The 14,372-nt window shown below is 36.8% G+C and carries 11 protein-coding genes and 1 tRNA gene; 4 read left to right on the top strand and 8 right to left on the bottom strand.

Annotated features, from left to right (window positions below):
- Window positions 1-49 precede the first annotated feature (49 nt).
- Together ACSHWW_RS09795 and ACSHWW_RS09790 are read left to right on the top strand one after the other, a co-directional pair.
- On the top strand, window positions 50-913 hold the full coding sequence (locus ACSHWW_RS09795) for an OmpA/MotB family protein (protein ID WP_435682270.1): 864 nt from the start codon (window positions 50-52) through the stop codon (window positions 911-913).
- A 64-nt stretch (window positions 914-977) separates the two neighbouring features.
- Window positions 978-1,649: a fasciclin domain-containing protein gene (locus ACSHWW_RS09790; protein ID WP_435682269.1), complete on the top strand. Its 672-nt coding sequence runs from the start codon at window positions 978-980 to the stop codon at window positions 1,647-1,649.
- 75 nt (window positions 1,650-1,724) lie between these two features.
- On the opposite strand, the gene ACSHWW_RS09785 is transcribed toward ACSHWW_RS09790, so the two are convergent.
- The 3 genes from ACSHWW_RS09785 to ACSHWW_RS09775 all read right to left on the bottom strand — a co-directional run bounded on the left by ACSHWW_RS09785 (window position 1,725) and on the right by ACSHWW_RS09775 (window position 5,090).
- Window positions 1,725-4,574, bottom strand: a complete 2,850-nt coding sequence (locus ACSHWW_RS09785; protein ID WP_435682268.1) for a M16 family metallopeptidase — start codon at window positions 4,572-4,574, stop codon at window positions 1,725-1,727.
- A gap of 118 nt (window positions 4,575-4,692) precedes the next feature.
- On the bottom strand, window positions 4,693-4,941 hold the full coding sequence (locus ACSHWW_RS09780; RefSeq protein ID WP_435682267.1) for a uroporphyrinogen decarboxylase: 249 nt from the start codon (window positions 4,939-4,941) through the stop codon (window positions 4,693-4,695).
- 76 nt (window positions 4,942-5,017) lie between these two features.
- Window positions 5,018-5,090, bottom strand: a tRNA-Met gene (locus tag ACSHWW_RS09775).
- 226 nt (window positions 5,091-5,316) lie between these two features.
- On the opposite strand from ACSHWW_RS09775, the gene ACSHWW_RS09770 reads away from it, so the two are divergent.
- Window positions 5,317-5,781 carry a ferritin-like domain-containing protein gene (locus tag ACSHWW_RS09770; protein WP_435682266.1) on the top strand — a complete coding sequence of 155 codons (465 nt, stop codon included), beginning with the start codon at window positions 5,317-5,319 and terminating at the stop codon, window positions 5,779-5,781.
- A 50-nt stretch (window positions 5,782-5,831) separates the two neighbouring features.
- On the opposite strand, the gene ACSHWW_RS09765 is transcribed toward ACSHWW_RS09770, so the two are convergent.
- From ACSHWW_RS09765 to ACSHWW_RS09745, 5 genes are all read right to left on the bottom strand, one after another.
- Window positions 5,832-6,011: a CPXCG motif-containing cysteine-rich protein gene (locus tag ACSHWW_RS09765; protein WP_435682265.1), complete on the bottom strand. Its 180-nt coding sequence runs from the start codon at window positions 6,009-6,011 to the stop codon at window positions 5,832-5,834.
- Window positions 6,008-7,372 (bottom strand): TolC family protein, encoded by a 1,365-nt coding sequence (locus ACSHWW_RS09760; RefSeq protein WP_435682264.1) that lies wholly within the window; start codon window positions 7,370-7,372, stop codon window positions 6,008-6,010. Before ACSHWW_RS09760 ends, ACSHWW_RS09765 begins: the two co-directional genes overlap by 4 nt.
- Window positions 7,362-10,580: an efflux RND transporter permease subunit gene (locus tag ACSHWW_RS09755; protein WP_435682263.1), complete on the bottom strand. Its 3,219-nt coding sequence runs from the start codon at window positions 10,578-10,580 to the stop codon at window positions 7,362-7,364. Before ACSHWW_RS09755 ends, ACSHWW_RS09760 begins: the two co-directional genes overlap by 11 nt.
- 3 nt (window positions 10,581-10,583) lie before the next feature.
- Entirely contained in the window at window positions 10,584-11,738 is a 1,155-nt protein-coding gene (locus ACSHWW_RS09750) for an efflux RND transporter periplasmic adaptor subunit (protein ID WP_435682262.1), read from the bottom strand.
- Between the two features lie 80 nt (window positions 11,739-11,818).
- On the bottom strand, window positions 11,819-13,744 hold the full coding sequence (locus ACSHWW_RS09745) for an ABC-F family ATP-binding cassette domain-containing protein (protein WP_435682261.1): 1,926 nt from the start codon (window positions 13,742-13,744) through the stop codon (window positions 11,819-11,821).
- A gap of 58 nt (window positions 13,745-13,802) precedes the next feature.
- Between ACSHWW_RS09745 and ACSHWW_RS09740 the strand changes: the two genes are divergently transcribed.
- A complete protein-coding gene (locus tag ACSHWW_RS09740; RefSeq protein ID WP_435682260.1) occupies window positions 13,803-14,186 on the top strand; it encodes a DUF983 domain-containing protein in 384 nt (127 codons plus the stop codon).
- The last annotated feature ends 186 nt before the right edge of the window (window positions 14,187-14,372 follow it).

Genomic DNA, 14,372 nt, shown 5'->3' with positions numbered 1-14,372 from the left:
TGTGATATCACATTTCCCTCAATAATTAAATAAATCAAAATTCTTAACTATGAAAAAATCACATTTAATCATTGCCTTATTTACAACAGTAGTTTTAGCTAGTTGTGTATCCAAAAAGAAATATGTTGAATTAGAAAACAACTACAATAACACACGATCTGAACTTCAAAAAACTCAAATTGAAAAAGAAGATCTCGAAAATAAAATGAATCAAATTGAAATGCGTGTCGAGCGATACAATGCAAAAATTGCCTCACTCAATACAAAACAAGATGGCATGATGGTGAGCACAAATGATGGAGATCTAGTGCTGTCTGAAAATAATAGAAGAGCTATGCGTAGAACTTTAAAAGAAGTTCCAGCTGCAAAACTTGCAAATGCGACTACCTTAAAAGATTCCTTAAACATCGCGATTGCACACAACATGGCAAAGAAAATGGGCTCCACAGCCGATGGTAAAAACCTTAATCTGTCTATAGAAGAAACGGTGATCAAAATCAACATCGATGACGATCTATTATTTAAAGACAGTAGCTTTAAGGTAGGAAATGATGCAGACCATATCCTCGCAAAAATTGCCGAAATAGCCATTTCAGAGCCTTCACTAGAGATTCTCGTAGAAGGTCATACAGATAATCGCACGGTAAAGAAAGGAAGTTACATTAAAGACAACTGGGATTTAAGTACGGAGCGCAGCGCAGCCATTGCTAGAAGATTAGAAGAAAAATTTGGCGTATCACCACAACAGCTTATAGTTGCTGGAAGATCTAGTTTTGATCCTATAGTTGCCAATGATAGTAAAGAAAACATGGCAAGAAACCGACGTACTCAAATCATTATAATGCCTAATCTAGATAAATTCTTTGCCATGTTAGGCCAAGATGCAGATGAACTAAGCGAGAATGATAAATAAAATTTAGATTTAATTAGCTTAGAGATTGGATTTCACCACTTACATTTAATTAAAAATAAACTTTATGAAAACTGTAAAACTTGTAGTAATTAGCGCAGTAACAGCTAGCATCATCCTTGCTTCGTGTAAAAAAGACGTTGATAAAACAAACGCTGATTCAACTTCAACTGAGGTTGAAATGGAGCAAGACATGAGAGATGTAAAGGAAGATGCTCAGATGATAGAAAGAGAGTCTACAGAATTAGTAGATGAGCTTCAAAAGGACACTAATAAAGTCATAAATCCATCTGATAGAACCATTGTACAAAATGTGAATATGAATAAAGACTTTTCAACTCTTGCCGCAGCCATTAAAGCAGCAGAACTAGAAGAGATATTAAATGGAGATGGACCGTTTACAGTATTTGCACCTAACGATACGGCCTTCAATAAGCTGCATGATGATTCTATAACATCTTTACTAAAAATGGAGAATAAGGAAAAGCTAGCAGGAATACTTACCTATCATACGGTTTCTGGCGACGCGATGGCCTCTGATTTAATGAAAATGATTAAAGATGGTAAAGGGAAAGCTACTATCTCAACAGTTCAAGGTAAAGAATTAACTGCAACTCTCAAGGATGGTAAAATAATTCTTAAAGATGCTAACGGTGGTACCGCAACTGTTACAACCGCTGACCTGAAACAATCAAATGGTGTAGTTCATGTGATTGATAACGTCTTAATGCCTAAGTAAAATCAATAAATTTTTAAATTAAAAAGGCTCTCTGTAACCAGAGAGCCTTTTTGTATTTATACAATACTGAAATGTTTACTTTTTCAAATTATCAGTTTCTGCATTCAATAAGATAGGAGCTCCATACCCTAATTCTTTCATACGATTCATTTGTGTTGCAGCATCACCTACAATGAGATAAATCATTTGATCTGGATTCAAGTATTCATCACTTAACTTCTTGACATCTTCTATAGTCATATTTTCTACTTCCTGCTCACGTTTCTTCAAGTAATCTGCTGTGAAACCATAACTTGCCATATCGTCTAGCATTCCTAGTTTAGCTCCAGCAGTTTCTAGTTTACGTGCATTACTTTTAATCATGTAACTTTTTGTCACATTAAGATCCTCTTGACTGAAGTTTGTTCCATAATTAGAAACGATATCCTTAACTAAATCTGCAGACTCGTAAGTTACATTAGTACGTACACTACTAGAGATTCTAAAAGAACCTGACAGATCTGTTCCACTAAATCCAGAACCTATTCCATAAGTATATCCTTTACCTTCACGCAGTTGTTGCGTTAATAAAGAAGCAAAACCACCACCACCTAAACGATAATTCATTACTTGAGCTGCATAAAAGTCTTTATCTGTAGACTTTAAAGCTGGATACCCAAAGTTAATTACAGATTGCTTTGCTCCAGGAACATCATAGAAATATACAGCCGCTTTTTCTGGTCTATTGACCACGGGAAGTTCTGGGAAAGTAACTTCCTTAACAGCCCATGATTGATTTAAGGTCTTCAAACTAGAAGCTACTTTAGACTCATCAATGGCACCTACTACTTTAAAGGTGGCAAGATTTGCACCTATATTCTTATGGTAATAATCCTTTAAATCTTGAATTGAAATCGCGTTTACACTTTGCTCATTTCCAGAATTGTTTTTAGAAAGAAGATTATCCTCACCATAGAGTAATTTAGAAAACTCATTTGAAGCGATTGCATTAGGGTTTGCTTTTCTTTGCTCGATTTGACTTAACACATTTTGCTTGAGTAACTCAAACTCAGTCTCATCAAATCGTGGTTCCAATAACATTTCTTGGACTAATGCCATCGTTTTATCATAGTTACGAGCTAGTGTGGTTCCTCCTACTGTGATGGATTGATCTCCAGCATAGAAGTAAATACTAGCGCCTAGAGACTCGATAGCATTTTCTAATTCCTCAGTAGTTTTAGTCGCTGTTCCTCGCATCATTAAATCTGCTAGTAAATTAGACACACCTATTTTATTAATATCTTCGAGAAGCATTCCTCCTTTTATGTCCATGCTAAACTCTACTAAAGGAACTTCATTACTTGTGATTCCATAATACTTCATTCCAGTAGATAATTCATCCTTCCACACATCAGGAGTTTTTAAACTAGGTGTATCACCATAAGCTGGCTCTACCGATCTATCAAAAGTAGATGATGTTTTTTCATAGGTTGCAACCGCGCTAGCATCAAAAGAGTCTTCAGCACCTGGAACGATTTGCTCTTCTACAACCTCAGCAAGTGTCGAACCTGCAAGCATTAAGTCTTTTTGTCCTTGTGGAACGAAGCTAGTTGCTACAAAAGGTTTTCCTTTCACATAGGTATTATAAACTCGCATTACATCATCTTGAGAAACGGCAAGAATATTTTTAACGTCTTGAGTTACAAAACCAGCATCACCTGCAAACATTTCATATTGCGCCAGCTGGAATCCTTTTCCAAGCGCACTACTTAAACCTCTATAAAAATTAGTCTCTTGACCAGCTTTGATACGATCAAGATCTGCTTGAGAGATTCCTTCTTTTTCAAATAATGCAAATCCCTTTTCTATTGCCATTGCAACGCTATCAAGCGAGGTTCCATTAAAAGCATTTATAGAAATGGTGGTTTCTCCAGCAAGTTCAGATCCATAATTATACATCGTTACGTTACTGGTTAATTGTTCTTGATCTACAAGCACTTTATTTAAAGGTGCTTTCTTTCCAGATGATAGATATTGTGTTAATATATCAAGTGCATAAGAATCTTTATCATACTCAGCAACCGTAGGCCACGTATAAGTTAATTGAGGAACACGCGCAAAATTATCTTCATAGTATAGTTTCTTTGTAGAAGATAGTGTTACTGGTTGTTTCTCTAAAGGAGCAACTACAGTTCCAGCAGGAATCTCATCAAAATATTTATGGACCCAAGCCTTTGTTTCTTCCATGTCAAAATCTCCAGCTATGGTAAGCACTGTATTATTAGGTGTGTACCAGCGTCTATAAAATTCTTTCACATCATCTAGAGTAGCATTTTGCAAATCTTCTAGTGAGCCTATCACTTGCCAATTATAAGGATGATCTTTAGGATACAAATTCTTCCCTACTACGTAGCGCACATGACCATAAGGTCTGTTATCTACACTTTGTCTTTTTTCATTTTTAACCACTTGCTTTTCTTTAGCAAGCACAGGATCTGTTACTGTGTTTACAAACCATCCTAATTTATCAGCCTCAGCCCAGATCATTTTTTCAAGCGCATCTTTAGGAACGGTTTGATAATAATTAGTACGATCACGATTTGTAGAACCATTTGCACCTGATCCACCTATGCGAGCACTCATAGCATCGAGTCCGCCTTTTCCTAGGTTCTCAGATTCTAAAAATAATAAGTGTTCAAAGAGGTGTGCAAAACCGGTACGACCTTCTTTCTCACGAGCGCTTCCTACATGAACAGTAAGTGCCACAGCGGCAACCGGATCTGAATGATCCTGATGTAGAATGACTGTCATTCCATTATCGAGTGTCATTTTTTCAAACGCGACATCGAGATTGACTTCACTAGAATCGGTAGCAGGTTTGGTATCGTTTTTACAGGATAGTAAAAAAGCGACCATACATAAAGCCGCAAATAATCTGATTTTCATGGTAGATGATTTAAGGCCATGAAGTTAATCAAATCTTAAATTAGCTAGTGTTAATTATAGTTAATGAAAAATGTGTTGTTGGATACGCTTCCGCGAAAGCGTAGACCATGAAATCGTGCTATGAACCTATATCATCACTTGAAGAATCCTCAGTGACTTTAAAGAACAGATAATAAGCATTAATAGCAATAATGGCCAAATTAGTGATGACAACCGGCATACTGTCCAGCATGAATCCATAAACCACAAAAAGGAGACAACCTAGTGAATTGAACCAGCGTAATTTTTTTAAATCTTTGCGAGTAAATGATAATAATAATACAGCACTGGCCGCATAACCTATCAACTCTGTAGTTGTGATATCCATGATTTTATTTTAAATTCAAAGGTAGCTCTAAAGGAAATAAAAAAAGCCGATTCAAAATGAATCGGCTTTTACTTAGTAGCGGGAACTGGACTCGAACCAGTGACCTTCGGGTTATGAGCCCGACGAGCTACCTACTGCTCTATCCCGCGATGTAACGTTTTGTTTTTCTTGGCTCTCAACCTTCAAGTAATAAACTTGATAAAACTCTCCGTTTTTATGGATGGCAAATATACAACTACTTTAAACATCTCACAAGTACAAATCTTAAGATAAATATAAAAGCTGTTAAGCTTCTACCAATTGAGTTCATATTAAGAATTAAAACAGCGCTCCAGAGTTATCTTTAAGATAATCAAACTAATTAAAATCAATACTATGGACGCTAAAGTAAAAACAGAACAATACCTTAATGACTTACTAGAAAAAACTTATGATGCCCAACGTGGTTATGCAAACGCCGCAGAAATAACTAATCATGTAGAACTCAAAAGATGGTTTGCAGAGCAAGGTGCTAAAAGAACCGTTTACGCTGCATCACTTACTAAGGAATTAAAAGATATGAATCAAGATCCTGAACTAGATGGAAGTTTTAAAGGTGATATGCACCGTGGATGGATGAATCTTAAAGCAGCTCTAAGTTTAAATAAAGATGAATCTATTCTTGAAGAGTGCATCACAGGTGAGAAAAAAGCGATTGAAGAATATACTCAAGTACTTGAGCATAAATCTCAATTACCACCAACTGTAGTCTCTATACTTGAAGCTCAAAAAGATGAAATTCAAGCTACAGTAAATACTATTAAAAGACTAGAAGACGTTGCAGAAAACAATAATCTGTAATAGTTTCAAAACATTACATCTAAAAGGTCAGTGTCAACGCTGGCCTTTTTTTATTGACCTATTTCTTTAGCTTCAAATGAAGCCAACTCGCCTTCTTCAAATGACACTTGCAATTCTATAGGATTACAGCAAACCTCACAATCCTCAACATAAGTCTGCGAGTATGCCGGATCTAATAACATTGAAATTTCTTGCCAGCAATGTGGACACATAAAAAAGTGTTCTATCATAGCGGCACATTTAGTATTTGCCCAGCCAGCTGTAGTAATTGATACTCTGCAAGCTTAGCATCATATTTTGCAAGATTTTTAACAGTAACGGCATTAATTAGATTCACTTGCGCTTGTCTAAACTCGATACTACTCACTTGACCTAACTTGAAACGTTCTTGTGTACGGTTGAAGTTATCTTCATTAGTAGTAACATTTTGTTCTTGCATTCTATAAATTGCGAGTGCGTTTTTATAATTCCCTTTGGCGTTTTCAATATCACGTAACACTTCTTGTTCTAGTTGACTTTTGAAAAGAGCTTCGTTTTCATAAGAGATTTTTGCATTGCGCAAACTGGTGATGGAACGTCCACCATCAAATATATCCCAAGTTAAATTTGCTCCTATTGCAATACTCGAACCTGTTCTAGTAGTCGCTGGAAAAAACGCACTCGGCGGATTTTGAGATTGATTCCAACCATAAGATCCTGATAATCCTACACGCGGTAATAATAATGCTTTGGTAGTTTTAATGTCATACTCACTTATCTGTAACGTACTTTCAGACTGTAATAATCGCACATTATTTTCGGCAACCTTTTCTAGAAAACTATCTATGACAAGCATATTTTGTAATGTCACTATAGTATCTACCGCAAATTGAGCATCTAGCTCTCTATTTAATAAAAGGTTTAGATCACGCTTAGTGTTGCGCAATTGCTGTTGTGCATTCATGATATTGATACTATCTGTATTAATATCTACACGAGCATTAAGAACTTCTAATTTGTTCACTTGCCCGTAGTCAAACTGATATTGGGCACGCACTTCACGCTTTGTTGAAATTTCTAGATTTTGTTCAAACACTTTTACGTTTTCTGTTAACCTGGCAATTTCTAGATACACACTCATTAATTGCACTGTTGTGTTTTCAATTGTGGAGCGCGCCTGCAACTGGCTTAGTTGATATTGTTCCTGGAGCCTTTTAAAATTGTACAACCTTCCTAATCCATCAAACAAGGTATAGTTTAAAGACACACCAGCATTATACTGCGTGGTTTGCGCATTATTTATTTCTATATCACCTCTAGGCATTCCGTTTTGATCTAGCGCACCATTAAAATCAGTTCGTGAGTCACTTTCGTCGATGGATCCTCCAGCTGTTCCTTGTATGGAAGGTAAGTAGCCTGAGTTTAGAATACTCGTATTATTCTCGGCTATCAGTTCTGAATTCTTAGCTATTTTGATACCGTAATTATTTTCCAGCATCAACTCAACGGCTTGCTCACGTGTTAATAGAGACTCCATAGATTGTTGTGCGTCCGCTTTCGCGAAAGCGAGATACAACAAAGCAATAATCCCATATAATAATCTATGCATCATCATATTCCTTTAATTCTTCTTGTTCTTTTGCAATACTCGTCACTTGAGTTTTATCAACGGTTTCTCCAGTACGCAACCAATGAATCCAGACTTTTACATTATTCCCAAAACTTAAGAAAAGTGGTAATAATAATAGCGTTAAGATGGTAGCCATACCTATTCCATAGGAAATGGAAATTGCCATAGGTTTCAAGAATTGAGCCTGTCGACTTTTTTCTAGTAATAATGGTGCAAGTCCTGCAATAGTAGTTATAGATGTTAAGAAAATCGCACGGAAACGGCTTTTCCCTGCTTCATACAGCGCCTCGTTAAATCCTAATCCTTCTTTAATCAAGGAATTAAATTTACCTATTAGAACTAATCCATCATTAACCATAATTCCTATTAAAGCGATAATTCCTAGCATGGATAAAATATTTACTGGAAAACCATGAATCCAGTGTCCCCAAGCAACTGCGGTAAAACTCAACGGTATTAATAGTATGAGCATGATAGGCTGCGTTCCACTTCTAAAGGTAAAGGCGATGGTAAAATATATAAGCAGTAATATGGTCAAACCTGGAATAGTGGCGCTGCTGCTAATCTTTTCGGCCTCGCGAGCTTGACCACTCAAATAATTTGGAGAAATGGTAGGATATTTTTCTTGTAATCCTGGAATGACGTTAGCCTTGATATTATCTATAATATCTGTGTTACTATCATCAGGATTTTTTAAATCTGCGGTTAGGAGTATTTCTCTTCTACCTTCTAAGTGGTTAATCACTACATCACCACGAGCTATGGTATAACTAGCAATATCTCTTAATGGAACGCGCTCACCTGATGGTGTGGTTATTCTCAACTCGTCTAGATCTTTAATACTATTACGATTATCTAAATCATATCGTACCCAAACTCTTATCTCATCCTGTCCACGCTGGAAACGTTGTGCTTCTCTACCAAAAAACGCTGCTCGCACTTGAGTCATCACCAGTCTAGAATTTAATCCTAGCGCATACGCATTATCATTAAGATCAAGCTGAATTTCCTTAATACCAGCTGGGTCGTTATCTTCAATATCTTTCAATTGAGGATTTTGCTGCATGATTTCTTTGAGCTCAGCAGTGGCAGCTTTCAACTCTGTGATGTCATTACTTAATAGCGATATGGAGATAGGACTACCACCAAAGTTTCCTCCAGACCCGAAAGTCAAACTCTCAGCACTAGGAACCTCACCTACTAATTCTCTTAATCGGTTTGCAACGATAGCTGTGTTTAATTCATCGGGCCTGTTTTCTCCAGGAAGTAAATTAATCGATAAACTTGCCGATGATGATGAGGTTTGCGACTTGATTATATTCTCAAACAATTTAGTGGTGTCACCATAAATCGCTGCAGATAAGTACTCCTCAGTCAATTCCTCATTAACGACGAGAGCTTTGTCTTCAATCGAGGAAATAATCGAATCTGTAATATGCTGCGCAGTTCCATTAGGCATAGATAGATTTACTGAAACCTGATCACTCGAGATTCGTGGAAAAAGTGATTTCCCTATAACTCCACCACCCATCGCACCTAAGGTTAAAATAAAAGCCGCTATAAAAAATGAAAACACTAATAGTTTATATTCAAGCGTAAATCGCAATGCTGGCGCATACATTTTATCACGCATCCAGTTCATGAATTTATCACCATATTCATTAATCACACGCATTTTTTGAAATAGTGCGGCAATACCCGTTTTGGGCTTGTTGTCTTGTTTTTGAAGCGCTTTGGAATGTGCTAAGTGAGCTGGTAAAATGATTAAAGCTTCTACTAATGAAACAACCAGTGTGAGTATTACAATTACAGAAACCTCACTAAAGAAATTCCCTATTCTACCATCTAAAAATAAAAATGTAGAAAAAGCTAGTATGGTGGTAATTATAGCACTTAATATAGGCGGAATCACTTCCATAGTTCCATCAACCGCAGCGGTAATAGGATCTTTTCCTTTCTCATAATGCTGATAAATATTTTCTGCGATAACAATACCATCATCTACCAATATTCCTATCACGATAATCATCCCAAAAAGCGATAGCACATTTATAGTCACATCAAAGTGACCTGCAAATATGAACATTCCTAAAAACGCGATAGGCAACCCAAACGCAACCCAAAAGGCTAAACGTGTATTTAAGAACACGGACAAGAATAGCAACACGAGAAGCATTCCTATAATTGCATTTTCTGTAAGTAAAGCAGTTCTTTGATTTAATGTTGTAGAACGATCACTCACTATATAAAGCTGCGCATTTGTAAATCGCTGATTATATTCTTCGATATATTCCTTTACAGAATCTGCGCTTGAAATAAGATCTTCAGAGTTTGTACTCGTAACTGTAATACTGACAGATAAATTCCCATTGAAATATGATGCATTAGGAGTTTCTGCAAAGCGATCTCTTACTATTGCTACGTCTTTAAGAAATACCGTTGTCCCATCAGCACTGGTTCTTACCGGTATGTAATTAAGTTCATCTCCATAGTAAGAACGATTATTTGCTCTTATGAGATATTCTTCAACATCGGTTTTTATATTTCCACCAGTGGTAATGATGTTTGAATTTGAAACAGCATCTGCTACTTCTTGAAAAGTTAAGTTGTAACCTAATAAACTATTTTCATTTACTGCAATTTCAATTTCCTCAGCAGGATATCCTGAGATTGATATTTGAGAAATTCCATCAATCGCTCTTAAATCATTTTCAACATCGCGAGCAAGTTGTTTTAAAGTTGCTAGAGGAATGTTGTTCCCGCTTAAAGCAAAAGTTATCGTAGGACGTGAATTTTCTTGTTTTGCCACCACCAGCGGTTCCATACCTACAGGAAATGAGGAAACACGATCTACAGCGTTCTTCACCTCTAGCAGCATAAAATCTATATCATAACCTTTAAGAATCTCGACTACAATAGAACCAGCATTCTCACGAGAAGCTGATGTCACTCTATCTACACCTTCAAGACCTTTTAAATTATCTTCCACCTTGAGCACTACTCCTTCTTCTATTTCTTGTGGTGAAGCTCCTGGATAGACTACGTTTATAGTAATAATTTGTGAGTCAACTAATGGAAAAAAGGAAGACTTCAATGAAAGCATTCCCATGATACCAAAAATCGCAAACGCCGCAATAACAACGTTTACCGCAACATGATGCTTTATAAAATAAGTTATAATTTTCCTCATCGCTTAGTTAGAATCTGAGGTTGAAGGTTCTTTTTTCTTATCAGCGCTAGCTTGAGCCTCGGTTTTTACGATCATTCCTTCATAAGCTCCAGGAACCATTTTAGAAATAATCACCGTGCCATTTTCTAGCCCTTTTACCACAACGGTTTTATCTGAGAAATGAACCGGCTGGACATCTACTAGTTTTAACAAACCATCAGTTACGGTGAATAATTGATTCCCATTTTGCAGCAAGCTACGATCTAACTCGATAGCATTTTCTATTTTTTGGGCTTCAAGATTTGCCGTTAAGTACATACCATCTTTTAAATCGGGATGACTTACTTCTATTACTGTCGTGATGGTTTGTGATGCTTGATCGATTTTACCATTAATACGAGTTACTTTACCCGTATATGTTTTTGTACCTGTTATATTTTGCAAGGCAACTTGTTTCCCAACTTTCAATAAGTCTGCAAACTCACCACTTATAGCTACTTCTAACTCATAAGTTCCCGATTGAATAAACTCACCTAATTGCTGTCCGTTTCTAACTAGTGTTCCTTCAGTAACTAATGCTTCAGTAAGAACACCTGTAAACGGAGCTCGTATTCTATATTTCCCGAGTCTGCTTTCTAGGTTTTTAATGTTGTAATAAGTCGTGTAGATGTTACGACCTGTAATGAAGTACTTTTCTTTATCATTTTGTGCCTCTGGCAAGGCCGGAACACTAGAATTCATATCCCAATTATCGAGATAAGATTGCCATTGTTTAAATGACTCCGGATAGTCCAATCGCAAATCGGGCATGATTGCGGTAATTTGATTATTAAGATTACTGCGAGCACTTTGCACTTGAGCATAGAACTCTGTATTCTCGATAATAATCATGGTCTGTCCTGCTTTATATTCTTGACCTGTTTTAAAAAGAGTTCCAGTAGGTTTGAAAACACCTGTAACTTCAGAGAATAGTTCAACACGACGCTTAGCTTGTAAATTACCGTTTGCAGGAATAACAATAGCTACAGTTGTGTTAACAATAGTATCTGTTGTAATGATTTTCACCTCTTTTTTAACTCGAGGTTTTGGTGCTTTCTTATTATCAATAAGCGTTTTTGCGCCGAATAATGCACCACCAATAATGAGTAGCGCCAAAATGGCAATAATAATCTTACGCATGAAATAGTTTTAGTTGGTCCTTAGACTTGTAAAACTACTCAAGGTCTAACCTTAAGAGGTTAAAATTTCCTTAAAGGTATTTAGAATTTATCCAACTGCTCAGAGATTTCTTCCCATTTAGTCATCCATTCCTCAAGGGATTTCTTTTTGGCTTGATAGCCATCAAAGAAACCTGGCTGTACCGAAAGTTCATCATAGTTTGCAGCTAGCTCATTATCTAATTTTTTAATATCACGCTCGAGTTGATTGATTTCTGACTCTGCTTTTGAGAGGCGATTATTTAAAGATTTTTGCTTCTTCTGATCATCGTAGGAGAGCTGTTTCTTTTCTGTTTCCTGCTTTCGCGAAACCGGATCCACCTTAACCTCAGTAGCTTTTTCTATCTCACGCATATCACGAGCCTTGCGTTGCTTGAGATAATAGTCGATATCACCCAAGTGTAGATTTAACTTATGATCGCGGAATTCATAAACAACCTCAGTTAACCCTTGTAAAAACTCTCTGTCATGCGATACAACGATGAGTGTTCCATCAAATTTTACTAATGCAGCCTTCAAAACATTCTTAGATTGAATATCTAAGTGGTTAGTAGGCTCATCCATGATCAAAACGTTGAACGGCTGTAATAAAAGTTTACATAGAGCTAGTCGATTACGTTCTCCACCACTCAATACTTTTACTTTTTTCTCAGCCTCATCTCCACGGAAAAGAAACGAACCTAACATGTCACGCACTTTCACACGGTTACTATCGTCGGCAGCGTCTATCATGGTGTCAAGAACGGTTTTCTCGCCATCGAGGTACTCTGCCTGGTTTTGTGCAAAATATCCCAGTTTTACATTATGACCTAAATTGACTTTACCATTTGCATCTTTAATCTCACCTACGATGATTTTTGCAAGTGTAGATTTCCCCATTCCGTTCTGTCCTACAAAAGCTACTCGAGCTCCACGTTCTATCATCAAGTCCACACTGCTTAGGACTTTTTTCTCACCATAGGATTTACTAACTTTTTCAATTTCTAGTACTACTTTACCAGGCTGTATAGACTTAGCAAAGTTGATGTTCATGGCCGCATTATCAGTTTGCTCAATTTCTACCACGTCCATGCGGTTTAATTTCTTAACCAGTGATTGTGCCATGGTGGCTTTACTAGCTTTGGCCTTAAATTTTTGAATTAACTTCTCAGTACGTTCAATCTCCTTTTGCTGGTTCTTGAAAGTCGCTTCTTGCTGCTCACGCATCTCTGCTCTTAATGTAAGAAACTGAGTATAAGGTTTAGGATAATCATAGATACGTCCTAAACTGATTTCAATCGTACGATTAGTCACATTATCGAGAAACATCTTATCGTGACTTACAATCACTACGGCACCAGGATAGGTTTGTAGAAACTGCTCTAACCACAGAATTGAATCTATATCCAAGTGGTTAGTAGGTTCATCGAGTAATAAAATATCATGATTCTCGAGAAGTAACTTTGCAAGCTCAATTCTCATGCGCCATCCACCAGAGAGCTCATCAGTAAGCATATCAAATTGCTGTGGTTTAAATGCAAGTCCTTTTAAAATTTTCTCGGTTTCACCTTTGTATTGATAACCACCTATAATTTCATATTCATGAGTTAAAGTACTCATGTCTTCAATGAGTTGTGAATAAGAATCGGTCTCGTAGTCGGTTCTTTCTGCTAACTGGATGTTTATGGCGTCGAGTTGAGCTTCTATTTCTCTCGCTTTCGCGAAAGCGGTATAAGCCTCTTCCAGCACCGTACGACCTTTTTCAAAATCAATATCCTGACGTAAGAACCCAATACTAGTTCCTTTTTCCATAGCTAGCTGACCTTGATCATACTCCAAGTCTCCTGCAATCACCTTTAATAAAGTGGATTTTCCAGCTCCATTTTTACCAATCAAGCCCACACGATTCCCACCGTTAAGCCGGAACGTAATTTCTTCAAAAAGCGGCTCACCGCCGAAACTAACATGTAAATCGTGAATATTGAGCATAGTGGTTTTTGTATCTTTGCAAAGATGCGTAACTGCGCGTAAACACTAAAGCTTTCTCATGCTAAAAGGAACAAAATTATACAGTATTTTCACAGGAACTTGCCCAGTCTGTCAAAATGAGTCCATGTACACGAGCTCTAACATGTATAATCCCAAAAAGACGCAAGAAATGCACGAAAGATGCTCTCACTGCAATACTAAATATAAAATTGAACCTAGTTTTTTTTACGGTTCGATGTATGTAAGTTATGGAGTAGGAATTGCGATTGCGATGGCAATTTTTGTGATTGCCTATTTCGTGCTCGATATGTCTCGATGGAATATCTTCTGGTTCATTACATTAGTATCTGTTGTATCTCTACCTGTAGTCATACGTATTTCAAGAAATATATGGATTAATATATTTATGGATTACGATAAAGAAAAGGCTCGTAAGTCCTGAGTTTTTTTTAGTCCTCAGTCATTTAGTATTAAATCGGCAGCCTTATTTTCTTTAGAGAGATTCTCGTTGATTATGGGTGAGTTTCCCAATAGTCATTGGGAGAGTTTGTGAGTTTGTGAGTTTGTGAGTTTGTGAGTTTGTGAGTTTGTGAGTTTGTGAGTTTGTGAGTTTGTGAGTTTGTGAGTT

Source organism: Nonlabens sp. (assembly GCF_051251825.1).
Lineage (GTDB): Bacteria > Bacteroidota > Bacteroidia > Flavobacteriales > Flavobacteriaceae > Nonlabens.
Note: the sequence above shows the minus strand (reverse complement) of the source record. Positions and strands in the feature narration are given on the sequence as shown.

What these genes read in the sequence shown, in the direction of transcription:
- ACSHWW_RS09760 (WP_435682264.1), bottom strand. Translation starts at nt 7,372, where the DNA reads ATGATGCATAGATTATTATATGGGATTATTGCTTTGTTGTATCTCGCT.
- ACSHWW_RS09745 (WP_435682261.1), bottom strand. Translation starts at nt 13,744, where the DNA reads ATGCTCAATATTCACGATTTACATGTTAGTTTCGGCGGTGAGCCGCTT.
- ACSHWW_RS09765 (WP_435682265.1), bottom strand. Translation starts at nt 6,011, where the DNA reads ATGATAGAACACTTTTTTATGTGTCCACATTGCTGGCAAGAAATTTCA.
- ACSHWW_RS09795 (WP_435682270.1), top strand. Translation starts at nt 50, where the DNA reads ATGAAAAAATCACATTTAATCATTGCCTTATTTACAACAGTAGTTTTA.
- ACSHWW_RS09790 (WP_435682269.1), top strand. Translation starts at nt 978, where the DNA reads ATGAAAACTGTAAAACTTGTAGTAATTAGCGCAGTAACAGCTAGCATC.
- ACSHWW_RS09780 (WP_435682267.1), bottom strand. Translation starts at nt 4,941, where the DNA reads ATGGATATCACAACTACAGAGTTGATAGGTTATGCGGCCAGTGCTGTA.
- ACSHWW_RS09755 (WP_435682263.1), bottom strand. Translation starts at nt 10,580, where the DNA reads ATGAGGAAAATTATAACTTATTTTATAAAGCATCATGTTGCGGTAAAC.
- ACSHWW_RS09770 (WP_435682266.1), top strand. Translation starts at nt 5,317, where the DNA reads ATGGACGCTAAAGTAAAAACAGAACAATACCTTAATGACTTACTAGAA.
- ACSHWW_RS09740 (WP_435682260.1), top strand. Translation starts at nt 13,803, where the DNA reads ATGCTAAAAGGAACAAAATTATACAGTATTTTCACAGGAACTTGCCCA.
- ACSHWW_RS09750 (WP_435682262.1), bottom strand. Translation starts at nt 11,738, where the DNA reads ATGCGTAAGATTATTATTGCCATTTTGGCGCTACTCATTATTGGTGGT.
- ACSHWW_RS09785 (WP_435682268.1), bottom strand. Translation starts at nt 4,574, where the DNA reads ATGAAAATCAGATTATTTGCGGCTTTATGTATGGTCGCTTTTTTACTA.